Annotated in this window: 23 protein-coding genes; 1 reads left to right on the top strand and 22 read right to left on the bottom strand. The window is 48.8% G+C overall.

All coding sequences use genetic code 11. The features are described from left to right. Nucleotides 1-327 precede the first annotated feature (327 nt). The 4 genes from L1N85_RS21185 to L1N85_RS21170 form a co-directional block, all read right to left on the bottom strand. Nucleotides 328-450 carry a DUF810 domain-containing protein gene (locus L1N85_RS21185; RefSeq protein WP_235241040.1) on the bottom strand — a complete coding sequence of 41 codons (123 nt, stop codon included), beginning with the start codon at nt 448-450 and terminating at the stop codon, nt 328-330. A 369-nt stretch (nt 451-819) separates the two neighbouring features. Further along, on the bottom strand, nt 820-1,881 hold the full coding sequence (locus L1N85_RS21180; RefSeq protein ID WP_235241039.1) for a LacI family DNA-binding transcriptional regulator: 1,062 nt from the start codon (nt 1,879-1,881) through the stop codon (nt 820-822). 80 nt (nt 1,882-1,961) lie between these two features. Beyond that, nucleotides 1,962-2,180 carry a hypothetical protein gene (locus L1N85_RS21175; RefSeq protein ID WP_235241038.1) on the bottom strand — a complete coding sequence of 73 codons (219 nt, stop codon included), beginning with the start codon at nt 2,178-2,180 and terminating at the stop codon, nt 1,962-1,964. Nucleotides 2,181-2,270: 90 nt separating this feature from the next. Further along, on the bottom strand, nt 2,271-3,032 hold the full coding sequence (locus L1N85_RS21170) for an SDR family NAD(P)-dependent oxidoreductase (RefSeq protein ID WP_235241037.1): 762 nt from the start codon (nt 3,030-3,032) through the stop codon (nt 2,271-2,273). Nucleotides 3,033-3,318: 286 nt separating this feature from the next. Between L1N85_RS21170 and L1N85_RS21165 the strand changes: the two genes are divergently transcribed. Further along, nucleotides 3,319-4,251 carry an ArsR/SmtB family transcription factor gene (locus L1N85_RS21165; RefSeq protein ID WP_235241036.1) on the top strand — a complete coding sequence of 311 codons (933 nt, stop codon included), beginning with the start codon at nt 3,319-3,321 and terminating at the stop codon, nt 4,249-4,251. Between the two features lie 442 nt (nt 4,252-4,693). On the opposite strand, the gene L1N85_RS21160 is transcribed toward L1N85_RS21165, so the two are convergent. The 18 genes from L1N85_RS21160 to L1N85_RS21075 form a co-directional block, all read right to left on the bottom strand. Then, nucleotides 4,694-5,575, bottom strand: coding sequence for an ABC transporter ATP-binding protein (locus tag L1N85_RS21160; protein WP_235241035.1), 882 nt, complete (start codon nt 5,573-5,575; stop codon nt 4,694-4,696). Between the two features lie 3 nt (nt 5,576-5,578). Next, a complete protein-coding gene (locus tag L1N85_RS21155) occupies nt 5,579-8,461 on the bottom strand; it encodes an ABC transporter permease (protein WP_235241034.1) in 2,883 nt (960 codons plus the stop codon). 39 nt (nt 8,462-8,500) lie between these two features. After that, nucleotides 8,501-9,535, bottom strand: a complete 1,035-nt coding sequence (locus L1N85_RS21150; RefSeq protein WP_235241033.1) for an efflux RND transporter periplasmic adaptor subunit — start codon at nt 9,533-9,535, stop codon at nt 8,501-8,503. Next, nucleotides 9,510-10,202, bottom strand: a complete 693-nt coding sequence (locus tag L1N85_RS21145) for an ABC transporter ATP-binding protein (protein WP_235241032.1) — start codon at nt 10,200-10,202, stop codon at nt 9,510-9,512. The genes L1N85_RS21150 and L1N85_RS21145 overlap by 26 nt, the downstream gene beginning before the upstream one ends. Nucleotides 10,203-10,366: 164 nt before the next feature. Beyond that, nucleotides 10,367-11,704 (bottom strand): ABC transporter substrate-binding protein, encoded by a 1,338-nt coding sequence (locus L1N85_RS21140; RefSeq protein ID WP_235241031.1) that lies wholly within the window; start codon nt 11,702-11,704, stop codon nt 10,367-10,369. A gap of 130 nt (nt 11,705-11,834) precedes the next feature. Beyond that, entirely contained in the window at nt 11,835-13,451 is a 1,617-nt protein-coding gene (locus L1N85_RS21135) for a response regulator (protein ID WP_235241030.1), read from the bottom strand. Nucleotide 13,452: 1 nt separating this feature from the next. Continuing rightward, on the bottom strand, nt 13,453-15,219 hold the full coding sequence (locus tag L1N85_RS21130; RefSeq protein WP_235241029.1) for a cache domain-containing sensor histidine kinase: 1,767 nt from the start codon (nt 15,217-15,219) through the stop codon (nt 13,453-13,455). A 95-nt stretch (nt 15,220-15,314) separates the two neighbouring features. Beyond that, nucleotides 15,315-16,160 carry a carbohydrate ABC transporter permease gene (locus L1N85_RS21125; protein ID WP_235241028.1) on the bottom strand — a complete coding sequence of 282 codons (846 nt, stop codon included), beginning with the start codon at nt 16,158-16,160 and terminating at the stop codon, nt 15,315-15,317. After that, nucleotides 16,157-17,107, bottom strand: coding sequence for a carbohydrate ABC transporter permease (locus tag L1N85_RS21120; protein ID WP_235241027.1), 951 nt, complete (start codon nt 17,105-17,107; stop codon nt 16,157-16,159). Before L1N85_RS21120 ends, L1N85_RS21125 begins: the two co-directional genes overlap by 4 nt. A gap of 189 nt (nt 17,108-17,296) precedes the next feature. After that, nucleotides 17,297-18,229: an AEC family transporter gene (locus tag L1N85_RS21115; RefSeq protein ID WP_235241026.1), complete on the bottom strand. Its 933-nt coding sequence runs from the start codon at nt 18,227-18,229 to the stop codon at nt 17,297-17,299. 155 nt (nt 18,230-18,384) lie between these two features. Continuing rightward, nucleotides 18,385-20,283: an ABC transporter ATP-binding protein gene (locus L1N85_RS21110; protein ID WP_235241025.1), complete on the bottom strand. Its 1,899-nt coding sequence runs from the start codon at nt 20,281-20,283 to the stop codon at nt 18,385-18,387. Next, nucleotides 20,258-22,021, bottom strand: coding sequence for an ABC transporter ATP-binding protein (locus L1N85_RS21105; protein ID WP_235241024.1), 1,764 nt, complete (start codon nt 22,019-22,021; stop codon nt 20,258-20,260). Before L1N85_RS21105 ends, L1N85_RS21110 begins: the two co-directional genes overlap by 26 nt. Before the next feature lie 30 nt (nt 22,022-22,051). Next, the gene (locus L1N85_RS21100; protein WP_328285256.1) at nt 22,052-22,417 is read right to left on the bottom strand and encodes an ATP-binding cassette domain-containing protein; all 366 of its coding nucleotides are present in this window, start codon (nt 22,415-22,417) and stop codon (nt 22,052-22,054) included. Continuing rightward, entirely contained in the window at nt 22,414-22,653 is a 240-nt protein-coding gene (locus L1N85_RS21095; RefSeq protein ID WP_235241023.1) for a hypothetical protein, read from the bottom strand. The genes L1N85_RS21100 and L1N85_RS21095 overlap by 4 nt, the downstream gene beginning before the upstream one ends. After that, nucleotides 22,610-23,152 (bottom strand): ABC transporter transmembrane domain-containing protein, encoded by a 543-nt coding sequence (locus tag L1N85_RS21090; protein WP_235241022.1) that lies wholly within the window; start codon nt 23,150-23,152, stop codon nt 22,610-22,612. The genes L1N85_RS21095 and L1N85_RS21090 overlap by 44 nt, the downstream gene beginning before the upstream one ends. After that, entirely contained in the window at nt 23,149-23,748 is a 600-nt protein-coding gene (locus L1N85_RS21085) for a PadR family transcriptional regulator (RefSeq protein WP_235241021.1), read from the bottom strand. Before L1N85_RS21085 ends, L1N85_RS21090 begins: the two co-directional genes overlap by 4 nt. A gap of 384 nt (nt 23,749-24,132) precedes the next feature. Further along, the gene (locus L1N85_RS21080; protein ID WP_235241020.1) at nt 24,133-25,614 is read right to left on the bottom strand and encodes a methyl-accepting chemotaxis protein; all 1,482 of its coding nucleotides are present in this window, start codon (nt 25,612-25,614) and stop codon (nt 24,133-24,135) included. Nucleotides 25,615-25,653: 39 nt separating this feature from the next. Further along, nucleotides 25,654-26,238: a hypothetical protein gene (locus L1N85_RS21075; RefSeq protein ID WP_235241019.1), complete on the bottom strand. Its 585-nt coding sequence runs from the start codon at nt 26,236-26,238 to the stop codon at nt 25,654-25,656. Nucleotides 26,239-26,285: the final 47 nt, after the last annotated feature.

Genomic DNA, 26,285 nt, shown 5'->3' with positions numbered 1-26,285 from the left:
GACACCCTTGCTCTTGGCTAGTGGTTGGCAACTACAAGCCCCCACAGTGGACTTTCACCACCTAGTTAATCGCCATGCGTGGCGCACACAAAAAAAAGTGACTAAGCATAAAAGATGCTAGTCACTTTTACTATTTATATATGAAGTACCTGCAGTTCATCCTCTTACAATTGAAGCTGCTTCAAATTGTAAAACTCGCCCTTCCTCGCCATCAGCTCGTTGAAGGTGCCGACCTCGACGATACGGCCATGCTTCATGACGACGATGCGGTCAGCGTCGCGAATCGTCGACAGACGGTGGGCAACGATAAGCGTTGTCCGCCCCTACTCAAACCTCTGTTTCGTCAGGCGGAAGCGGTACCTTCAGCGATACCGTTTCCTCAGTCAGCGCAAATTCAACTCGGAATGCAGCAAACGGCTCGGATACGGATAACGGTTCTACCCTGGCCAAACGCCCCAAAGGGAACCGGAACAAAAAGCGGTAACTTCTACACTGAGGTTGCCTTATTCCATGATGGCGGCTTTCCCTCTCCAATTACTCCTATGACGTGTCCCTCCTTTTGTCTAATTTGCACTCTATACAGCAGAATGTTAGATTATCACCTCGCCCGCCTGCTACAATGCACTTTCTGCAGCAGACGCACATACAGTCGGACCAGCAGGCTCCCATACCGCCGAATCTGCGAACAGGCTTTCAGCTATGCCAGCATACGCGCATGCCGACGGGCCAGCATTGCTAGGTGGACGTCCAGCCAAATAAAAAAAAGCGGCCGAGCAAGCAAGCGAGCACAAAAGCACACCTCCCCGCGCAGCCGCGATCCTATCCATTCGCCGGGCCTGTCGACTCCCGGTACAGCAGCTCTCCGGCAAGGAGCAGCTTCTCCATCGGGTTCGATTGACCCGCGATACGCCCGAGCAGGCGCTCTACCGCACGGCGGCCAAGCAGCTCCTTAGGCACGTGGACCGTCGTGAGCGCAGGCGTCATCTTGTAGGCGTGCTCGATGTTATCGAAACCCGTTACCGATACGTCGCCGGGCACCGCTATGCCGAGCCCCTCCAACGCATGCACTGCGCCGATCGCGATCATGTCATTGGCGCACAGCAACGCCGTAGGCAGTGTTTTGAGCTTCTGCTTCTTCGCTGCCCACTGCCTGATCGGCTCTTCGAAATGTTCGTGCTCGAAGCCCTTCACGGAAAGCGACCAATCCCTTGCGTCTCCAACCGATTCCTCTTCCTCCAGTGCGCTTCGGAAGCCGAGAAAACGGTCCTTAAAGCTCCTCGAGTAAGCAATATCTCCAATAAAGCACAGCTGCTTATGACCGCTCCCGATCAAATGCTTCGTCAGCCGGTACATCGATTCATAGTTATTCGTGAACACGGTGTCGCTTGGAATAAGCATGTCCTCATGATCGACGAGCACCATCGGCAGACCGATCCGATGCACCTCCAGCAGCAGCGCGGTCGAAATTTCTCCTACGCCGATCAGCCCCAATATGCCGTTCGGATTTAAAAAATGCAGAAAATGATCGACGCTCTGCTCGGATACGATCACCATGCCGAAGCCGTCCGCCTCCAACCGGGAGGCGATTCCGTCAAGTATGCGCCCGCAGTACGCCGATTCCTTCGTCCGAAACCGGATATTCGGCATGAGCACGAGCACGGATTGCTTGCCCGCCGCGGGAACCTTTGGCAGCTGCTCCAGCTTCATCGTTTTGACATAGGCATTTTTTTGCGAAAAATAACCGAGCTGGGACGCCGCCTGAATAACCCGCTCCTTCGTCGTCTCGCTAACGCCTCCTTTACCGGACAGCGCCTTCGAAACGACAAACTTGGATACGCCCAAATAACCGGCTATTTGCTGCATCGTGACTTTCTTTGACATGGGAGTACTCCACCTTAGCTTTCGGTAATGGTTCTTGCTTCCTCCAGCTCTCATTGTATTAATCGAAGACAGCCTTTAAATCAGGACCAACGTTCCACTCCTGAATAAATGACCCAGTTGCCCATTAAATACATGGCAGCCCTGCCGCCCGCCGCGAAAGCTTTTTTGTTATAAACGATGCCCGTCGTCGAGGCCCCGGTCGCGATGCCGTAACGCTTGTCCGCGTACGTATTGAAATCGGCTAACCGGATATGCTCGAACATACGATAGAGGCAGCGTAATAAGAAGCAGGAAAACAAGAAACAGCTTCCTTTCCATCCGCATACCTCCAAAAGCCGCCCATATGCGCCAAAATCGTTTCCTTACGCCCATCGCTAGTAGTCTCCCATCTAAATAGCCGGCATCACGTTTCCGCCATTTACAGGAATGTAGGCGCCTGTAATGAAGCTTGCCAGGTCCGATGCCAAGAAAGCGACCGTATTAGCGATTTCTTGATCGGTACCTCTGCGTTTGAGCGGAACGTTCTGCGAGTAGCTTACGTTCTCTTCGTTGCCGCTTGCCCGGTCGCGATCGCTGATGGTCCACCCCGGAGCAACCTGATTAACCGTAATCTGATGCTCGCCCGCTTCCTTCGCCAGCACGCGGTAGATGCCGTCCATCCCGCGTTTGCCCGCCGTATAGGCCGATTGGCCGGGGAAGTTCTGCATCGCGCATTCCGTATTAATGCCAATGATTCTTCCGCCTTTGCGCTCCATCATAGCGGGAACGAACGCTTTTGCCAAATAAACGCTTTGCATGACGCAGGACTCGAATTGACTGACATAATCGGAAACCGGCTGCTCCAATACGCTTGTCCATTGATATTGGATAACCGCGTTAGCTACTACGATATCGACATGACCAAGCTCCTCCGTAACCTTATCCTTCATCGCATAAATTTGCTGCTCATTCGTAATATCCGCCTGAACGATGATCGCTCGTCTGCCCAAAGCGGCAATCTCCTGCTGCAGCTCCTTCGTCTTCGCTTCGTTATTATTATAATGCAGCACAATGTTAGCGCCGCAGACTGCGAGAGTTCGAGCCATCACTCGACCCAAATCGCCGGATGCACCTGTAATTAGAGCTGTTTTATTCGACAAGTCGATTTGCATGCCAATGCCGCCTTTCTTTTCAACACGAATTTTGTTATATATTTTATTATTAGTTATGCTACCAAAAAGTCAACTGTTTTATAGCTCCAAAGAGAAAAATACGATAACCCAAACATGTAAACTATAAAGCAAATTAATTTATACTTAAGTTATCTTTTTGATGAAACAGTGCACTATACATTGCAATATACCTTGTGGTTTCGACAGTTTTCATGTATATTACAGTCTGTATACACACTAATCATTCACATATGTATTAATAATAATGTTCACCGGGGGTTATCCATTGAAAATCGATCTTTCTGAGCAAAGCCTGCCTGTATTCGAGGCTATATCAAGTAATGTAAGAATCCAAATTATTCATTTGTTATCTAAAAAATCGATGAATATTCGTGAGCTTGCCGAAGCGATAGGCTTAAGCAGCGCGATTATGACCATGCATGTCAAAAAGCTGGAAAAGGCGGGAATTATCCGCTCCGAGATGACGCCAGGCAAGGGCGGAGCCGCCCAGAAGGTATGCTCGCTCCAAATGGACGGACTTGAGATCACTTTCCCGCGTAAGGACGTCGTTCATCGCGAATCCAGAAGAACCGAGGTCTCGATCGGCCACTACACCGATTTGAGCATCGTGCCTACATGCGGCATTTGTACGACCGAGAAAGTCATTGGCATTTTCGATGACCCTCGCTACTTCCTTGACCCTGATCGGGTTAATGCGAAAATTTTATGGTTCTCGCAAGGCTACATTGAATACAAAATTCCGAACTTCCTATTAAGCAGCGAAAATCCGGAGGAGCTGGAAATTTCCATGGAAATCTCTTCCGAAGCGCCGCTTACCAACATGAACTGGCCGTCTGACCTTACTTTCTTCTTCAATGGCGTTAACGTCGGCAGTTGGACGAGTCCGGCCGATTATGGCGGCAAAGGAAAGCTGAATCCTTCATGGTGGTTCGACGATGTCAACCAATTCGGCTTGCTGAAACGGCTTATTATCAAGAAGGACGGCACATACATGGACGGTCTCCGGCTTTCCAACGTGAATCTCGATCAGATCGATATAAGCAACAGCCACTGGACGTTCCGCATTGCCATCCTCGAGGATGCCGAGCATATCGGCGGCGTCACGCTGTTCGGCTCCGGCTTCGGCAATTACAATCAGGATCTTATTTTCAAGCTCTATTATACGAAGCTGGCACAGGAAGAGCGTGTGCAGGTTTAGCTGGTTGCAAATAAAGAGACTATCCAGCTGCCATTGATGGCGGTAGGATAGTCTCTTTTTTTATACATACAGCCATAGCGCTGCTTTTTAGATCTATTTGGCTCATACTAACCAAAGTGTGATGAATAGAGCTAGTTTCTAGCTCTATTCGGTCAGCACGCCGCCGTTTGTGCCCATTTCCGCCGCATACGCCAGCCATAGCGCTACTTTTTAGATCTATTTGGCTCATACTAACCAAAATGTACGGAATAGATCTAGTTTCTAGATCTATTCCGTCAGCACGCCGCCGTTTGTGCCCATTTTCGCCGTATCCGCCAGCCATAGCGCTGCTTTTTAGATCTATTTGGCTCATATTAACCAAAGTGTGATGAATAGAGCTAGTTTCCAGCTCTATTCGGTCAGCCTGCCGCCGAGCGTCCCCATTTCCGCCGTATCCGCCAGCCTACTCCTTCTCCTCCGGAGGTAGGAGCACGATTCTCCCTTCGCCCAGTTCCACGCGAAGCTTATTGGAGTTCTTAACGCCAATAGATTCCAAATAGCCTGCCGGCACCTGCAGACGGCCCGCCTTGTCGAGCACTGCGTACTCGACATGCGTTCCTTCCTCGTCATCCGCTTCCTCAAGCTCAGCAAGTTCTTCCGCATAGGAGCGTTTACGCAGCATTTCGGAAGAGATCTTGCCGTCGCGTATCGCTGCCACCCGGTCAACCTTCTTCGCAAGCTCCGGATCATGCGTGACGATCACGACGGTGATGCCGATCGTGCGGTTCAACTCGCGGAACAAATCCAGGATTTGATTAGCCATTCTCGAATCTACCGAGCCAGTCGGCTCATCTGCCAGCAGAAGTTTCGGGTGATTGGCTAGCGCAATCGCAATGGCTACCCTCTGCTGCTCGCCGCCTGACAGCTCATACAGCTTATTGGATGCTCTATGGCTTAGACCGACTGCATCGAGAAGCTCCTTCGCCCGCCAGCGCTTGCGGGCGCCCGTCAACAGAATCGGCAGCTCTACGTTCTCGAGCGCCGTCAAATACGGAATCAAATTACGGGCGTTGTTCTGCCACACGAAGCCGACGCTTTCCCGTTTGTAACGGACAAAATCACGTTCCTTAAACTTAAGCATATCTCTGCCGTCAACGGTCAGTTTGCCGGCGGTTGGGCGGTCGAGGCCGCCCAGCATATTCAGCAGCGTTGATTTTCCGCTGCCGCTGTTGCCGATAATCGCCATCAGCTCGCCGCTTTCGATGTGGAGATCGAGGCCTTGCAGGGCGAATACCTCTAAGTCGGCCGTTTTGTATATTTTGACAAGCCCTTCGCAATGGATCATCCGTCAATCCTCCCCTAGCTTAATCGCTTGATGAATGCGCAGGCGCGACAGCATATAGGCCAATATGCCAAGACCGATCATGAGCATAAACCCGACCAAAATATAGATTCGCATTAAATCCGCGGAATCAAACATGACTTTAAACGGCGGGACAAGACTGCTCGGATTAAAGGCAATTTGAAAGTTAGGCACATACAGCAGGCTTGCGATATTGCCGACGAAAATGCCGATCAGCACCGCGACGCCGGAAGTCAGCAATTGCTCGACCCCAAGCATGCCGATAAGCTGCTTCAGCGATAAGCCAATCGCGCGTAAAATGCCGTTCTGCAGCGTTCTGCCGCGCAGCGACAATACCCAATACAAGAGGAACCCGATGAAGCTTACGAGTATCGAGAGGACGAAGCCTAATGTCAAAATTCCGTTTAACGCCATGAGGAACGGATCATTTTTGGCTGTTATCAGCTCTTCTCTCGTATTCACGATGCTCGTAATAGGCAGCTCCGATTCGGTAAGGCTCTCATAAAACTCTGCTGTCGAGGCTTCCGGCTTCAGCTTAATCCATACGTCATAGGGCTCCAGCGCAAGCTGAACCTGTATGCGAGGCAAATGGCCAACGATCAGCATAGGCGCATTGGCAACCGATTCGTCCTCGCTTACATCGACGCTTCCAACAGCCGGATTCGGATTAAACGTTGGGAAATAATCAATAATGCCGTAAACCTTGAACGGCTGCTGAGGCACGTCGCTCCAGCCTACCCAAATCGTATCGCCGGCCTTTGCCTTCTTCTGCTCGGCAAGCGTTCTCGAGATAAGCACCGCCTGTGAATCAGAGGCAAGCAGGTTTAAATAATCATTAATCGGATAGTCGAGCAGGCTGTCCCGGAACCAGGTCGTTTCGCCGAACTCATCGGTGTCGATCCCCATCAAGGTGGCCGCTCCGTTACCGTCATTCACGCTGAAGGATACATCCTTCGTAAATACTTTGGCCGCGGATTCAACTCCGGCAACCGTTTTGAACGGATCGAATGCGGGCTCCAAATAATGAATAACGGAAGGAGTCAACGGAGTCGTTTCCGCTGCCGGCGCTCCCGGAGGAGGCGGCGGCGGCGCATCGTTGACCCATTGCGACTTCAGCACAATTTCCGCGCCATTGCCGTATCTTATCCGATCCTCGGTATTATTGTTGATCGTTCTCGCAGCCGAAGCGCTGAATACACCGGTAGCGATCGTCATTATGAGAAATATCATCAAAAATTGATACTGCGAGCTGGAGCGGCCAACCTGTATTAAAGTAGCATATACGGAAGGAGGCCACCACTTCTTGCCGATCCAGTATACGAGCCTTAGTATCCACGGGTATAAACGAAGCAGCAGCAAACCAGCCCCCATAATGAACAACGCAGGCACGACGAATTGCAGCGGATCAATGTTCAGATCGGTAGCATTGAGCCCTAAGCTTTGCAAATCCGCAAGTCTCTTTCTGAAGGTATACAACCCATAAATGGCTAACGCGAGTGCAATGACATCAAGAAACATTTTGTGCCAAAGCGGAGATTTCAGCAATCTCGCCAGTTGCTGCTTATATCCGACAATCGTGACGCGCGTAGCCATAATAATAGGAACCAGCATAATGACAAAGCAGATGCAGGATGCGATAGCCCCGTAGCGGTAGGCCTCTGCCGTAAGTCTTACAGGCAGACGAACGCGCTGTACGAATTCGAGGAATCCGTTGGATGCGCCGAGCAGCTCGGTTAAAACGACGCCAAGCAGCGGTCCTATGCCGCAGGCGATACCGCATAAGATGATGCCTTCCACCGCATACGAAGTAACGACCTGCCAACGCGCGGCTCCTCTGCTTCGAAGCACGGCAATTTCATTTTTTTGCCGGTCAGCAATGAGATTGGACACCATAAACATGTAGAAGCCAAGCATAATGAGCACCGGAACATTGAGTGACCACATTAGTGTTCTCAGCTGGTCAGCCCGCTCCAGATACTTAGCGATCGTTTCAAGCGCGGGCGTTTCCGATACGACTTGATACATCGTCACATCATTCAACATCACATTGCGAATCTTATTCGTCGTCTGGATGAAATCATCGACAAATCTGAGCTCCAGCTTCGAATAATCCAGCACGAAAAACCATCCAACCGAAGCAACCGGAATACGGCTTTCCTGCAATAGATGCTGCTTGGCGATTTCGTCGCTTATAACGAAGCTGCTGCTTAGCTCGCTTAGATCCGTATCCCGGAAGTAAGGGTCATCATCCTGTTTTTTCTCGAATACGCCTACCGGCTTGAATTTTATTTCCCCGGCAATTTTTTCATCATCCACAATAAATTCCGAGTCGATGACTGTTTTGAATTGAATAAGCGCCCGCTCTGTAACGAGCACCTCATATACGCCGTCTACGGGCTGCAATTCAGCAGGCATCCTGCCGTCCGTCAGCTTGATATGCTCCTCGAGCCCGGAGAAGGAACGCAGCGTCATCGTCTTCACCGATTTTTTCGTATTCGGATCGGGATCATTTTTCGGTCTAATCTTCATCGATTTCGATTGGAAATCGGTCACAAGCTCCTGTACCGGAATTTGGAAGCCAGCCGAGCCTTGATTATGAATATAGTTATCGACCTTCGTGAAAATCCGATTCATTTGCTCGGGCGTTTCTTTCGTAAAAAAAAGTTTATTATATTGAGAGCCGGGGTATACGTTCCTGTCCGCTTGCATCGTCTCCAAATCCTTGACCAGCATCCGCGACAAGACGGCTTCCGAATAAATCGGCATGCTGCTAACCAAGGCGACAGACATAACCAGACCGATGAATAAGCTGGCGACCAACCATTTGTTCTGCACCATTTTGCGAATAATCATGACAAACAAAGCCACTCGAAAACCTCCCAAGCGTATACAGCTTACTCACACTTATTATTGCAGCACAACGACCGCGCCTTCTTCCAAGCCCTTTGTAATCTCAATTTCAGTAGAGCCTTTAATGCCTGTCTCTACATCGATCTCACGAATTTTGCTGCCATCCTCCAGCGTTCGGACGAACGTTCTGCCGAGGAAGCTGCGAACGCCGCTGCGCGGAATCTTCAAAACATCCTCGCGCTGCTGCAAAATAATTTTCACATCGGCGAACGCTCCGATCGATGCATCCGCCGGCACCTTCGGCACCTCGATGTAAAGCGTCTTCGAATAACGGTCAAGCAATTGTTCGTTCATTGTAGCCGGTGCGGAGGATGGCGTCTGAACGACCTTGCCTTCCAGCTCCTCCTCTCCAAAAGTAACCTTGACCGGAAACCCTACATCCACGCTGCTGATTTCGGCGCCTGACTCGACGCGCAGGGCGACGCGAAGCTTCGAAGGATCGGAAATCGTAACGAGCGTCTGGTACGCTTCGACAAAATCACCCTCCTCTAAATCCTCTACAAAAGTTACTTGACCGTCCATTCCGGCTACGAGCTGCTTGCTATTGTAAGTCGTCATCAGCCTTGCAAGCTTTAAATTCTCGATATCCAGCTGGAGCTGGGCGATGTTAATGGCATCGGAATCGCTGCCGGCCTTTGCCTGCTTGAGTGAAAGCTTAGCCCTTGCAACACTAAGCTGCTGCTCCTTCAACTGTATGTCCAGGCCGTCAACATTCAGTTGAACAAGCACGTCGCCCTTCTTCACCTTCGATCCTGCAGTAACAAGCATCTTCGCAATACGGCCTCCTTGGCCGGTAAATTGCGCCATTTCCCACTGCGTCGATTCCAGACTGCCGTTTCCGTTAATTTCTTGCGAGATCGTCCCCTTCTCTACGATTACGGTACGATAGTTTTCCTGGGCCGGCTTGACGAGCGGCGGCTTAAGAGCATTCTCCTCCGCGGGCAGCAGGGAGCAGCCTGTGAGCGAAGCGCTGATAAGCAGCGCAAAAGACCAGCCGAGCATCGGTTTAAGCTTGTGCGACAATTTGTCCATCCTCCAATTCATACACATGGTCAACAATTTCCATGATCGCAGGATCATGCGTTGTCATAATGATCGTCATGCCTGCCGTTTCTACCAATTCGCGAAACACCTTCATAATCTGCAAGCCTGTCCGGCTATCCAGCTCAGCGGTCGGCTCATCGGCAAGCAGCAGCTTCGGCTTATGCGCTATCGCTCTTGCGATAGCCGTTCTTTGCTGCTCGCCTCCCGACAGCTCGAACGGCCGGTGATGCATCCGGCTCTTGAGTCCTACCTGCTCCAAAGCTTGAATCGCAGCTTCCTTTCGGCCGCCCGAGGGTACGCCGGCTACTCTTAATATGAACTCTACATTCTCGTAGGCAGACATAAGAGGAATGAGTGCGAATGATTGAAAAATAAGGCCCATCTCCTTGCGCCGCACCATATCCCTCTCTTGGTTTGTCAGCGCTGTCAATTCGCGGCCGTCAAACGTAATCATGCCTTCCGTCGGCCGGTCCAGCGCGCTTAGCAAATTAATCAGTGTCGTTTTGCCAGAGCCGGATCTTCCTTTCAGGGCAATTAACCGTCCCGACGGAATCGATAAATCAACGCCCTTTAATACGGTAACAGCACTGAGGCCTCTTCCAAAGGTTCTTTTTAAAGCGCTTGCACGAATAATATCGTGCGCAGATGGCTGCATCGAATCGTAAACCCCCGTTTCCCATAAATCTATCCCAGTAACTCGCTTGCATTTATATCTTTTTCCATTTTAACCTCGTCCTGAGCTATGCACAAGCATTATTACGGCCTGAAAAAAAAGCTATAGATGAACGGAGTTTCACCGCATCTATAGCCGTTATATGATTATATTCCGTACTCCTTGGCTTTCTTCACAACTTCTTCCCATGCTTGCTCCGGAGAAATTTGATTGAACATGAGTTTTTCCGCAATAGTACCATAGTCCTTGCCTCCGAAGTTGGACCATCCTTTCGGACTGGTCTTGAACGGTTGAGCGATCGGTGCCGTGTTTTTGATCAAATCAATTCCCATGATATCCGCAGGGCTCAGCTTTGGTTCCATATAGTCAAGAACTGTCTTGGAAACTGGCACCCCTCTAGTCGTGGTCAGAATATCTGCCGCACCCTGGTCATTGATAAACCAGTCGATGAACTTCTGTGCTTCTATCTGATATTTAGAGCTGGACGCTACGCTCCAGAACATGGAAGGCTTCAGCCAGCCTGCTCCATGTTCCCCTCTTGGCAAAGTCACCATTCCCATTGCACCTGGTTTTAATGTATCAAGCGCTACAGACTGAGCAGCATGCAAACCGCGGATTACAACTTTTCCTTGCGCCATAAGATCCAAATTCGGGTCCAATTCTTTGTCTGTTACGGACAGCGTTGCGGGAGGAACGACACCTTCTTCTCTCAGCTTCAGAAATATATTTTGCCATTCCAGCCAAGTGTCCTTATCTATATTGAACTTGCCATCGTCCGTCACATAGTAGCCTTTGCCTTTGGACATTTGGTACAGGCTGTACATATCCAATGCCTTTGAATCATCCATCAAGGCGTATTGACCATCGCCCAACTTAGCTTTCACATCTCTGCCGAATTGAAAATATTGTTCCCAAGTTAAGCCATTTTGAGGAACGGCAATCCCCGATTTCTCAATGGCTTCCTTATTGTAGGCCAAACCAAACGCATTATTGCCAAGTGCTACAGCGTAAAGCTTGTCTTGTACCTTACCGGAGTTGAGCAACACTTCATCGATACTGGCTAAGTTCACAGTTGTTAACTCAGTAAGCTGGTTTCTTGCAGCATAATCCGCCAGGTATGCTGCGTCCATTTGGATGATATCCGGCGCATTATTGGCAGCAGCTTGCGTAGATAATTTATCCCAGTAGCCGTCCCAACCCGAAAACTCCGGTTCAAACGTAACATGCGGGTTAAGCTTCGTATACTCATCCAATGCCTTAATTGTTGCATCGTGTCTCGTTTGCGAGCCCCACCACATGATACGAAGCTTGACTGGATCCACTGTCTTGTCCTCTTTCGGCTGATCCGTATTGTTGTTAGCTGCGTTGTTTGTTGAATTAGTCCCAATTGTATCATTTTTGCCTGAGCCGCAGGCTGCAATAGAGAGCGCCATGACTAAAACAAATGCGATCAGTGCATACTTTCTCATTTTGCTTACATTCATACCAATTCCCCTTTTCGTTAGTTAATCGCTTACATTTATATCGTACATAGCATAGCGATGTTTGGGTACGAGAGAGATGCACAATCTGTTTCAATTTCTACCGAAGTTGCCCGCATTTCTCACTATTACGTCATAACTTGATCAATTCAGATGGGTTCACGCCAATAACTTTTTTAAAAAGCGTGCTGAAATAAGGTACATTCTTGTATCCAACCATTTCGGCTACCTCATAAATCAGATGCTTTCCTTCCAGAATGAGTGTCTTTGCTTTCTCCATCCGAACCCTGGTGAGGTAATTGTTAAAGGTCTCTCCGGTAGCTTTGCGAAAAATGTGACTAAGGTAGTTTCTTGAGATATATACCTTCTCCGAAAGATTGGATATCGTAATGTCCTGCGCATAGTTTTCATGAATGTACTCCAGCATAAACTCCATTACTTGCTTATGCTTAACATTGTCCTTCATGCTTCCGTAGGAGCATATCCATTCCATTTTCCCTTGCAGCCACTGTTCCAATTGATCCTTGTTCACAATAGAGCTGTATTCCTGACGCCACTCCGATAAATCCGTTTTATCCTCCATCACAATTCCGGTTTCAAATAAAGCATATTTACAAATCGTGCAAACCTCAGCTGCGATCTGCTGCAGATAGGAAGGCTTTGTATGCTCCGTTTCCGCAAGCTCTTTGATAAACACACTGATCAGCTCCCGGGCACGTCTCAATTGCGTTTGGCGAACCGCTTCGGCCATTTCCTGATAAAATGTAACCGTTCGAAGCATGGATTTATTCGACAGCTGTCCCGGCTTTTCTTCCGAGTTATATCGGTATATTTCCGTATCAAGGGATAACGGACAACTTTTCGCTGATAGCGCTGCAAAGGCCTCCTCCGTAGAGAGACGGATATCTATCCAATCGTGTTTGAGTTGACCAAGGCCAATATGAAGCTGAATATGAAGATATTGATGTACATATTGAATTATCTGTTTGCCGATCTTTCGCACTTGCTCCAGAAGCTGTGTTTCGGCTTCTTCCGCGGGCAAGCGGAGCAGAATGGCCGCATGGTTACTGTGCAACTGTATATAGGACGAATCCGTCCACTGCTTTTGTAATATTTCCTCAATAACGTTCATGACAGCGAACCGGAACAAATTCCAGTCACTAATTTTTGACACCCGTTCCGTGCGAACCATTTCAATTCCCATTACCACGTGGCTCTTTGATGTAAATTGAGGATGCCGAAGTACGAACGTCTCTATTTCACCTGTTGTTTTTGTTCCTGTTACGAGCGATTTCAACCACTCCTTCTCTACAAAAGGTTCATAAAGCTCCAGCTTCTTGCGCAGATCCTCCTGCTCAAACTCTTTGGCCAACTCTTCCTCTAATTGGTGAATCGCACCATTAAGGACGGCTTCCAGCGTCTTAACGGTAACCGGCTTGGATAAATAATCATCAACCCCGAGCCTCAGCGCCTGTATGGCATATTCAAAGTCAGCGTAACCGCTTAGAATGATGATCTTTCCCTTGTACCCCCGCGATCGCAGCTCGCTGATCATATCAAGACCATTCATTACAGGCATATAGATATCGGAGATGATGATGTCGGGGTTTGTTTGTTCCACTAAACGCAGACCTTCCTCACCATCCATCGCTTCACCTGCACATGCGGCCTTGAGCTTCTCCCATGGGATAGCTTTTTTCATGCTCCGAAGTACCTGACGGTCATCATCAATCAGAACAATGCTCCACATGCTATGCACCCCTTTCCTCCAATTGCGCTTTGTCCGTGATCAGCCGCATCCGAATGGTCACTTCTGTACCGCCAGCAGACAGCGGAAAGATGGTAATGCCGTAAGAGGCTCCATAGTAAATCTCTATTCGTTCAGCCACGTTGCGGATCCCGTAGCCTCCCGTTTTACGCTTGGGCTTATCGGCCCAATCTTGCGAGATACCTACCCCATTATCGATAATTCGAAAAATGATATCGTCACCGTCACGTTTGCCTTTCATTACGATCTTCCCCGACGTTCTTCCGTGGAAACCATGAACTACCGCATTTTCAACAAAAGGCTGAAGAATCAACTTCGGTACATACCCGTCCAACAATGCTTCTTCGATCTCAATTTCATACTCCAAACCTTCTCCCCAGCGAATTTGCTGGATTCTCAAATAACACGTCATATGGGTAATCTCGTCCTGTATTGTGATGAATTTCTCACCGTTTGACAAGCCGATGCGAAACATCTTGCCCATGAGTTCCAATACATCACTAATATTATCCTGACCGGCCTCAATCGCCATCCAATTGACCTGGTCAAGCGTATTATAGAGGAAATGCGGATTGATCATCGCCTGCAGTGCGGCGATTTCCGCTTCCTTCTTCTGCCGGAATTCCTGCTTCAGCGAATCATACAAAACAATGACATGTTCCGTTAGCTTTCGAAAGCCGATAAACATGGAGCCGAATTCATTCCTATAATCAATCGGAAGCTTCACCACCTCCTGCTTTACCGCAAAATGACTCATTGCAGTCAACAGAAGGCTCACCGGTTTCGTAAACTGGCGGGCAACAAAGAAAGCAAAGAAAACAATAATAATCGCCCCAATCACACCGATCATGAGAAGTACAACAGCTACCCGTATACTCCCCGCTGTAATTTGCCGCCATGGTGTCATTTCTACCAATAACCAATCTGTATTATAAAAGTGACTCCAGCTCATCAAGTATTTCTTTGACTGCTCGGACGAGTTCTCCACATGCACCTGCATATACCCTGATGAGCTGTTTATGTTCGATAAATAATCATCCATGGGGGTATCTCTTGTAAACCCTCCTACACCGGCAACCCAGCGGTTCCCGGAATCGAGCAGAACACGAGTTACATTGCCGGGATCGGTCCTGCCCTTCAATATTTCCTGAACAGCGAACGCCTTGATATGAATGACAAGAATGCCCTGATACTGCCCCGCATAGGAATATATTTTACGCGCAAAGCTGATCAGTTCAACAGGCTTGTCCTGCACGCTCATGATATGCTGCCCGATCCACGCACTGTCTGTTTCCTGAATCGCGGGATACCATGATTGATTCAATAATTCCTGATGATCCCGTAAGGATGCGTAACCCTCCAGGCTATAGGTCTCATCCAGGTTTGGAATATATACATCAATGGAATGAAGCGACGGCGAGCTGTAGGTTAACTGGGCAAGATATTCTACCATTTTGCGTTTCATTTGAAATCGTTCATACTCTGCCGTTCCTGGAAGCGTTAATCCCCCAATTTCCAGACTTCTGCTGGCGGTTAGAGAGCTTTGCTCAATATTTTCAAACAAAATATTCAGCTGCTTGTTCAATTCTTCTAATAATGCTCGTTGATATCGGGAGGTATTGCTCACAAGCTCACGGGACGAATATTGATAGCTGGTGAATGAAATGACGAGGACCAGGATCAAGACAAAACCAGCGGACAACGAAAACAGCAAATAGTCGATACGGTATTTCTTGAACGGATTAACCATAGAGCACCCTCTTCTCATCATCCTCGTTGCAATTAGCCCAATGCCCGTGAGATAAAAAGAAAGCTGCGCAAACGCAGCTCCCCCATTTTTTCACTTTAACCCTTAATACCTGTTGAAGCAATCCCCTGGACAAAATACTTCTGTGCAAGAAGGAAGATGATGACAGCGGGCAGGATTGACACTAGCGACATCGCCAGAAGCTGGCCCCACTGCATAGCATCCTGAGAATCGATGAACAGTCGCAGTGCCAGTTGAACTGTATATTTATCCACGGAATTAATGTAGATCAAATGTCCAAAAAAGTCGTCCCAATTCCATAAGAAGCAATAAATCATGACTGTAACCAAAGCAGGCTTTGTAAGCGGCATAACAATACGCCAGTAAATACCGAACCAGTTGCAGCCGTCGATCTTAGCCGCTTCATCGAGCTCTTTCGGTATCCCTCGAATAAATTGAACCAACAGGAAGATAAAGAAGGAGCCGCCGGTACCTCCCGCCAAGGAATGAGGGACGATAAACGGCAAGTACGTATTCACCCATCCAAAGCTGTGGAACATCGAATACTGTGGAATGAGCGTAACCTGTCCAGGCAGCATCAAAGTAATGAGCACAAGGGAAAACCAGAAATTGCGAAGCGGAAAATCAAGTCTAGCGAACCCGAATGCAACCAGACTGCAAGAAATGATCGTAGTGAACAGGACACCCAGGATCAGTTCAAAGGAATTCATATAGAAATGAGTAAAGCTGTAGCTTGGAATAGCCGTCCAGCCGTCTACATAGTTGCCCCACATTGGTGTACTCGGAAAAATATTGGGTGAAACCATTTCTTCATTTTTCTTGAGCGAAGCCCCCAGCCACCATACGACCGGGTACATCATGACCAAGCTGAACGCAATCATGATCGCATGGTTCCTATATTTTCCCATCGATGCTCGTCTCATGCTTTCCCCTTCCTTTCATTCTCATAGAACACCCAGTACCTAGAGGATATAAAGATGAGAGCTGTTGCGATTCCAATGATAATGAGCAGAATCCAAGCCAAAGCGGAGGCATACCCCATTTGCAAGCGACCGAATGCCCGATCGTACAGATACAACGCATACATGTATGTTGAATTGATCGGCCCGCCCTTGGTAATGATAAACGCCTGCGTAAACATCTGGAAGGAGCCGATCGTTTGCAGCACCAGATTAAACAAGATGATCGGGGAAAGACTCGGCAGGGTAATGCTAAAAAATTGTCTTATTTTCGATGCTCCGTCCACGGAGGAGGCTTCATAATAATCTCTCGGAATTTGCTTTAGGCCGGTCAAGAAGATGACCATAGACGAACCGAACTGCCAAACAACAAGCACGACAAGTGTGCTTAATGCGGTCCGCGGATCATTCACCCAGCTGTATCCTTCAATGCCGAATACTTCCAGGATTTGGTTAATGAAGCCGTCGCCGGAAAAGATGTTCTTCCAGAGAATCGCGACAGCAATGCTCGTACCAATCAGGGAAGGAAAATAAATCATGAGACGGTACGCACTGATTCCCTTAATATCCTTGTTCAGCAGCATGGCTACAAGCAAAGCAAAAATCAGCTTTAGCGGAACCGAGAATACGACGAATAATAAGGTCACCTTGAGCGACGTCACGAAGGTGTCGTCATTCGTCAAAATGAGGTTGTAGTTTTTCCACCCGACCCACTGTGGAGCTTCCAATAGGGAAAAGTTCGTAAACGCATAGTACAAAGACATGATCATCGGGTACAAGGTAAGTCCCAGAAAACCGATTAACCATGGAGAAATAAATAAATAACCTGCGACCGGTGACTCCCAGCGTCCTCTCAGCCTTAATGAGAAGCTCTTCCACTGCCGCTGCCTGACCCTATTCAACGCGCTCATACCACATCCCTGCTCTCTCGATGATTTGTATACTTTGATTATAGGGGGCACAGCAAGCAACCTAAATGTGAAGGATGAACTATCTCTTTCAATATTGCACTGAATATCCTTGAATCGATGAAATAAAAAGAGGCTTCCACCCCATTACTGGCGGAAACCTAAAAGCAGGCTATGGAACGTTCACTCCCGTTAAATGTCGAGCCGCAAGAAGAATATAACGGCGGTAACCGTCAATATGCTCAAGATCGTCGATACGAATACAGACTGTGAAGCGAATTCTGCCTCATTGTCAAACTCAACGGCTAGAAGAACGCTGCTGAGCGACGTAGGAACTGCCGAAGAAACGATAAGCGCAGCGGCTGTAAGCTTGTCCAGCCCGAGCAGCCATACAATAAGCCATGCCAGCAGCGGTCCGGCAACGAGCCGCAGCATGCCCGACAAGCTGACATCGATAAGGAGCGAACGTTTGATTCGCCACTCCATATTGCCCAGCTGGACGCCCAGCGTTATAAGCGCCGTTCCGATGAAGGCGCTCGATAAATAATCGATGGGCGTTGCTATCGGCTGGGGAATCGCGACATCGAAACCTCTCAATAAGAAGGCGACCGGTATGACATAAATAATCGGCATCGAAAAAATCGTCTTCATAATCGCCCGAATGTCCGCCTTATGCGCATTCACATTATAAATGCCATAGGTGTTAGGCACGAGCGACTGAATCATCATCACGACAACCTGAACGGCCAGCGTCTCCTTATTTCCGGCGAATGCCAGCTGATTAAGCGGTATGCCGTAATTTGCGCTGTTATAGAACAGCACGCTGTTGCGCATCGCGCTCTTCATCCCCGGGCCATAGCCCCTCAGGCGAATGACGAACTCAACGATCAGATATTGAGCGGCCATAAACAATACGAGGAAAAACAGTATTTTGCCTATTACATTCGCTGAAATGCTTGTCGTATACAATAAATCGAACATGATGGCCGGCGAAAATAAATAAAAGTTGAGCTTCGACAACGTTTTAATATCAAGCTTGAAGGCCCGTTGAATGGCAACGCCGATCCCAATCATAATGCCCATCGGCAGTACGTTCGTTAACAAAATATGGATAAAAATACTCATTGCTGCATCTGCTTCTTTCTATTATATATTGCGAAAGAGCTCTATCGTCTCTATCGGATCATCTCACTAATTTTAGATTCAGCCTGCAGCAAAAGCAACCCCCTTCACCTTTTATTCGGCACACATGCACCGGATACGGGGTGAAGAGGGCTGGACTACACCGCTACATGGCCTTGCGAGTGCTCATACAATTCCCGGTAATGGCCATCATGCTCCAGCAGCTGTTGATGATTGCCTTGCTCCACGATTTCGCCATGGCTCATGACGATAATCCGGTCAGCCTGCATAATGGTTGACAGGCGGTGCGCAATGACAATCGTTGTGCGATTTTGTGAAACAATATGAAGGGCGTTCTGAATCAATTGCTCGGTATGCGAGTCCAGATTGGCGCTAGCCTCATCCAGTATAAGAACCTTCGGTTTAAATACGATAATTCTGGCGAATGAAATGAGCTGGCGCTCACCGGCGGACAATCCGCTGCCGCGCTCCGACAGCAATGCATCGTAGCCGTTCCTTAGCTTCTTAATAATGGTATCCGCGCCTACGAATTCGCAAGCCCGAATAACCTCCTCGCGAGAGATCGTTTCGTCGAACATTCTCACATTATCTATAATGCTTCCCGAATAGAGATAAGGCTCCTGCTGGACCAGCCCGACTACCCGGTGCAGGGTGGCTTGCGGAATATCCCTCACATCCGCCCCGTCTATCTGGATGCTTCCTTCCTTCACGTCATAGAAACGGCATAATAGACTAATCAGCGAGCTTTTGCCTGCACCGGTCGTTCCAACGACGCCTATAAGCTCTCCCGGTTTGATATGCAAATCCAAATGGCGAATAATCGGTATTCCCTCTTCGTAGGAGAAGGATATATCGTCAAAGTCGATACGCCCCTTCACTTGCTCCAGGCTAAGCCCGGCATCTGCGTCTGACAGATCTGCCGCCGCGTATTGCGATTCCTTTTTTTCCGGTTCGAACTTATGCGAATCCGCATCGTCGAGCTTACGGTCCATAATGTCCGGCTTATTAGCGAATACCGTCCAAATGCGGGTAATGGCAACGGTTGCCGACTGCAGCGTATTCCATTGCTGGGTAATCGTATTGATCGGTTGAAAAAATTGCCGGATATACGCAATGAACGCATACAAGACGCCGAATTCAAGATTTTGCCCCAGCACGGCGTTTCCGCCAATCCAGGTCACGAATGCTATCGATAAATTGCTCAATATTTCAAAGGTGCGCCCAAACACGACATTTGTCCGTATTTCCCGGATATTAGCTTGAAAGTATAAGCTGTTGCGCTCGTTAAATTGTTTCTCCTGCTCCTTCTGCTGATGAAACACCTGCACGACATTCATTCCCGATAAATTTTCCGCTACAAACGCCACCATTCGGGACAATCTCGTTCTAGCGATCTGATAGGTGGTTCTCATGTAAGAGCGGAAGGCAATCGCAATAAGCCATATGATCGGTAACAATATTAAACAATAAAGAGCAAGCGTCGTATCCAGCTGAAACATCATGACGATGATGAAGATCAGCGTGAGTCCATCCCTGAACAAACTGAGCAGCACCTGATTAAAAAATTGGTTCAAAGCCTCCGTGTCACTGGATACGTGCGTGATCAGACTTCCGCTGGACATCCGGTCGAAGTACCGCATCGACTGCTTCATGATATGGCCGAAGAGCTGCTTGCGAACGCGCGCCACGATGCTTTGGCCGATATGCTGGAGCAAATTGCTTTGCAGATATGTGAATAGAAGACTCGATACGGATAATCCCAAATAGACGGCGCAAATGGTAAGCAAACCTTTGTAATCGTTCTTGCCCGCCAGCAAATTATCGTCAATCGCGATCTTCATCAGAAATGGCTGCAGCAAATCGGATAAAATGGCGATTAGCGTACAGCAAAAAACACCGATAAACGCCCATATATGCGGTCTTACATAGCCTGACAAAGCACGAAAGGCCGAAACGTATTGCGGTTTCTGTTCCGGCAGATTAGGATCGGCCTTCTGATCCGTCTGCCAATTATGAATGGCTTGTGCCGGTCGCATGCTGACTCCCCTCCTCCTGAATGGCATGAAGTGTCGCATAGAGTCCCTGCTTCGCAAGCAGCTCCGTATGCTTTCCGCGCTGCACGATCACGCCGTCATCTAACACGATGATCTCATCCGCGTGTTTAATCGCACTGATTCGATGCGCAATAATAACCGTCGTTTTATGGCTTCTTTCCGTTTGGATCGCTTCAATGATATCCTTCTCCGTAACGGCATCCACCGCGCTGACGCTGTCGTCGAGAATCATGATCGGAGCGTTCTTGATAAGACCGCGGGCTAAGCTGGTCCGCTGTCGCTGACCGCCGGACAAGGTTAATCCGCGCTCGCCGAGCCTCGTTTCGAACCGGTTCGGCAAATCGATGATATTGTCGTAGATTTGAGCCTGCTGCGCGGCAGCCTCGACTTTCCCGATTTCCGTTTCCCGCTCGTAGAAAGCGATATTTTCTCTAATCGTCGTACTGAACAGAAAACCGTCCTGCGGAACATAAGCGATCTGACTGCGCAAGCTTTCAAGCGTCAGCTCCCTTACATCCGTATCGCCGAACCTGATCGTTCCCGGCGGAGGATCATACGTGCGCAGCAGCAGCTTCATTAAGGTCGTCTTGCCGCTGCCCGTACGCCCGATGATGCCGAGCGTCGTTCCGGGCTTGATATTCAAATTGATATTTTTAAGCACATTATTGGAAGACTTTCCGTAGGCAAACGAAAGATTTTGAATACAGATGCCGGCTTCAGCAAGATTGGCCGGCCTCGCGGTTTCCAGCTCCACGATATCCGATTTTTGCGACAGCAAATCATTTAACCTCTCCAGGGACGCGCGGGAGCGCTGGATCGAGTTGATGACGTTTCCAATTTGTTGGAGCGGATTCATAAGCATTCGGATATAGAGGGTCAAGGCTACGAAATTACCAAGCGTAATCTGCTTCATGATCGTCAAGTAACCTCCGAAGGCAAGCGCGATAATCAAAGCAACGGCCCCAAGAAAAGGAATCAAAGCCTGGAAAAAGGACGACACCCGTACAAGCCTCAGCTGCTTATTCCGGATTTGCTCCACCGTTTTGTCAAACCGCTGCTTCATGATGGCTTCAACGGCAAATTTTTTCGTAACGCGAATGCCTCCGAACTGCTCCTCCGCTGTTTCGGTCATCGTCCCAAGCGCTTCCTGCACCTCTAACGAACGCTTCCTGATGATCGGACCTAAATAAATAACGATGAACGGGATAAGCAAAAGCGGTGTTACCGAAGCTAGAATTAAATAATAAGGAATTCCGCTAATTAACATCATAGTTACTGCGGCTACCAGCAGCATCGTTGCATTTACCGTCTGGTTAACGCCCATTGAGATCGACTCGCGAACCGCTGTAACGTCGTTCATAAAGTAGCTTAGCAGCTTTCCGACGCCGTTTCTCGAATAAAACCGTTCACTCATTTCCGTAAAATGCTTGAATAACCCTCCGCGAACGAGAAATTCGAATTTTCTGCCGACATGCATGATCAAATACATCGCCATTCCATTAAACAGCACATGGCCTGCGCCGATAAGCAACAGAATCAAGCTGTAATCGACGATCAGAGCGCGCGTTAATTCCCCAGGCAGAAGCTTATCCGTAAACTGTCCCAGAACCTTCGGATAAAAAACGTTGATCATGCTGGAAATCAGGTGAAAAAAGATTGAGAACAGGTACACATACCACGTTTTCCGAAAAAAATCCTTCAGTATTCGTTTTGATTTCAATAAACGGACACCTCCCATTGCGATTGTTTGTTAGTGCGCCGCATCCGTATGCGGGAACTGTAATTCGTAAAGCTGACTATAGCGCCCCTGCTTGCGCAGCAGCTCATCATGCCTTCCGTTCTCGACAATGCAGCCATTCTCAAGCACATAAACTCGGTCCGCTTGTTGAATCGTCGATAACCGGTGGGCGATGACCAGGCAGGTTCTTCCTCGCAGCAGTTGCGCCAGCGCATCCTGGATATGCTGCTCCGATTCGGTATCAAGTGAAGCGGTCGCTTCATCGAGAATAATGATGCGCGGATTTTTCAATATAGCTCTTGCAATGGAGAGCCGCTGCTTCTGTCCGCCTGAGAGCTTAACGCCTCGTTCGCCTATTTGCGTATAGCAACTCCTCATCCGTAAGGCGGAAGCGATACCGCTCCTTTCCTCTCGATAATTTCTGCCTTCGTATTCAGAACCTCCATAATTCGTTCATAGGCGGCAGCCGATTGCTGAATCGTATTCATAATTCGGCTGAAATGACGAACCGGATTTTGCAATAACCGTAAATAAGCGATGAAAGCGACTTTAAGAAAATCAATAATGGGTTCATAAGCAGCCCGCAAGCGAACGACCTGAATATTCGCATTCATATTTTTCTTTGTCCGCTCCGAGAATCGTTCGGACTCGTAAGACTCGGCAGTAAACGTGGTCGCCGGTACGGTTGCGGTCGAAGAAGGAAACGTCCAGACTTTGCATGTGACGATACAAATCGTTGCGAAGTTTGTAAAGCACCTTTTGTCCGATAGAGGCCATGAGAGAGGTACTGATAAAGCGCAGGCATCCAAGAGCGATCGCCGCTCCAAGAACGCCTCCGCCAATAAGAAACAATTGGTCGGAGCGTTTGTCAGGAATAATGTGGTCGATCGTGAGACGAGTTAGCTGGGGAACGACAAATTCGAGCAACGATACCGTGATGACGCAGACAAGCGCCGCGATCAATGATCGCCACTCCAGCCTGGCATGCGTGTAAACCCGCACAAACATGCTGTATATGCTGGCAGGCTTCGCCTTCTCGCCGGTACCGAACCGTCTCATTCCCCCCATGCCGCCGCCTGGCCGAAAAGCTTGAGCCGAGTTGTTGTCTCTCATTGAGCTTCCCACTCTCCGCTGCTGCTTTCCGATTCCGCCGTTACTTGGCGAAGCGAGTGCAGCAATTGTTCAAGAATGACGCGCAGCTGAACGGCCTTTGCCGGATCGTTCAACGCTGCCCGCTCTGCAGCCTTCAGCAGATGCAGCAGCTCCTTGCCCTTGGGAGTCAACCTTCGATTCTTTCTCGTGCGTTCCCACGGACCATTATCTTCTTCGGCATCGTTCTGCTCCAGCCGATCGCAGCTGAGCTCGGTATTATCGGCGTTATCCTTCTCCTCAAGCAAGTAAGCCCGGCCGGCATCCGTAATATCGAATACCTTCTTTCCGTCCTGCTTCGAGGCTTCGACGAAACCCTGATCCCGCAGCATCTGCAAGGTTGGATAAATCGATCCCGCGCTCGGCTTATAGGTGCCGCCCGATTGTTCCTCCAGCGCCTTCATCATCTGATAGCCATGCATGCTTTCCTGTTCCAACAGCTCCAGCAAGGCATATTTCACTCCGCCGCGGCTGAAATAGCGCTTGCCTGACCCGTTCGTCTCTCTTTCATTGCACAGATGTAAAAACAATCGCTCCTCTTGCTGCCATTCCTCTTTCATTCTATCCAACCTCCGTTAACGATATATCGTATTGAAATTATTCTATACGATATATCGTTAATTGGCAATCATTAGATGAAAAATCTAAGAATATAGACGGACTTCTGAACAACAAAGAAACCAGTAAATGGAATCTACTGGTTTCTGTTGCCTTCACTATAGCTATTCTTTTATGCCGCTTAGGAAGGTTCTCGCCATTCAACGCGACGTTTTTTGCATGACTGCGGACAACACCGGCTTCGTGCGGAAAAAATGATAAGCGATTCCATAGGCCGAAGGTAAACGTTTTTCGTTTATGTTAAATAATATAACACATCTTGTATTGTATTTAAAGGTACATCATATCAAAAAAGTAATCGGCGCGGCGGTCGAAGTAAAAAAAAATTAGTGCTTCGCTACCATTTCCTTGAGCTCTGACAATAATTGATCCAGCTGAGCATACTCTTCCACCATCGTATGAATCTTCATATCCTGCGTCTCCATACTCGCATGCACCTCTTCGACCGAAGCCATATTCTGCTCCGTCGTGGCTGCAATATTGACCATCTCGCCGGCCATATCCGCATATCGCTCATGCAAATGATTGGCAGAGCTGCCCACCGTATCGGAATGCTGCTTTACAAGCTCCGTATTGTCGTTAATGCGCCCAATCAGCTGCTGCACTTGGCGGGATACGTCCCGGCTCGTCGCGACCGCCGCTTGCCCGCTCTCGACCTGGGCATGAACGGCGCTAATTTGCGAACGGATGCCGGATAAAATATCCGAAATCTCATTCGTTGCGTTTCTTGCATTATCCGCCAGCTTGCGAACCTCGCCCGATACGACCGCAAAGCCTCTCCCATGCTCGCCGGCGCGCGCCGCTTCTATGGCCGCATTAAGCGCCAGCAAATTCGTTTGCTCGGCAATATCTCCGATCGTATCGACAATAGAGCTTACGCGATCATTTTGTTCATTGAGCTGCGTCATCATTTCCACCGTATGGGCAATAATGGTGCGAACGCTCTCTACCTCGGACGATAAAACGGCCATTTGCTCGCGGTTCTGCTCCGTTAAGGCCGCATTATCCGCGGAGTATTGCTGCAGCAGCTCCGTCCCTTCAAGCAGCCTCTTGACAGCTGCGTCGATAATCTGCGTAGACTCGCTTATGTTCAGAATCGTACCCGTCTGCTTCTCGATCGCTGCCGACATTTCGAAGAATGTGAGCGTCACTTCCTTGGAAATATCTCCGGTCGACCGGACTGTCGTTTGCTGGCTGCTGCTAAATTCCGTTAGCACGTGAATAGACGATTTCAGCTTGGCAAGCAGAGCTTCCGCCATATCCTTGGAAGCTAATGCCTCGCGCTGCTTATCTGTTACCTGGCGCTGGAGCCTTTGGCTGAAATTCGCGGAGAACGCAAGCGCGGCCGTCGCGAACGCTAGATATAAAAATAAATAAGCCAAAGATTCGCCGGGGAACAGCCGCGGCTGAAGAACGGGATCCAGAAATAAATAAGTACTGAGCGCCGCACCCAAAACGCCTGTAAAAATAATTGGCTTGTAATCCGCGTACAAGGTTACGATTGCTAGATTAACGTACACTAGAAAGTAAGTGCTCACGATCGGGTTCGGATCGGAAACGATTAACAACGACACGATTACGGTCAAAATACACGGCACTAAATATTTAATATACCCGGTAAGGATGCTCCGGTAGGTCATGAACGTGGCTGCGCCGCATAAAAATACACCAACGCCGGCCAGCAACAGGATCATATTCGCCGCTAGTCCGATAGCAAGATCCGTTGCGATTCCAAGAGCCAATAAACTCCATAATATTTTGATCAATAACCGATTGCGTTTATCTAATTCTGCAAGTCCGCTCTTCATGTCATTTCCGCCTTTTCTAATAAACTATTTTTTTATCGCTTACCTGCTTCGTCCAGACACTCCTTCCGCTCCATTAATCGAGAAAACGGCCTCTTGCGGATATACGAGCCATTCATAGCGCATCTTGTTTCGATACATTTGCTCCATATCGAACAATACGGGTATGACATGGTCGCCCTTGTAAAAAATTTTGCCTCCCACCTTCTCCAGCGGCACCTTGAACGTAATTTGCAATGCGCGCAAAAATACAGGCTCGAGCAGCGAGACAAAATATTTCAGTTGAAGCTTCTCCGCAATATAAACGGCCGACGATAACAGATCCGAGATATATCGCCCGCGATACGGCCTGAGCAGCGCTATTTTGTCGATCTCGGCGACTGCCCCCTCTGCGCTCATTATCTTTGGATGCTCCCGGAAGGGCGCCGCTTCGTTAATGGGGCTCGTACCCGCATCGTAAGGCTTGATTTCGGACGTGCCTACATAATGTCCTTCCGCTGTAACGATGACGAATTTCTCAAGAGCTTGATCGGAAAATTCAAGTTCAAACCCTTTCTCCATCCAAACGGTTGTCCAAATGCCGTTAAACATGGCCAACTCCAGCTCGTTTTCCACTCGCTTAAACATGATTTCTCTCCTATTCTCTATCCGTTTTCGTATCACTTTGCAGTTAA

The organism is Paenibacillus alkaliterrae (genome assembly GCF_021532375.1).
GTDB classification, from domain to species: Bacteria; Bacillota; Bacilli; order Paenibacillales; family Paenibacillaceae; genus Pristimantibacillus; species Pristimantibacillus alkaliterrae.
This window is presented reverse-complemented; position numbering and strand designations above follow the sequence as displayed.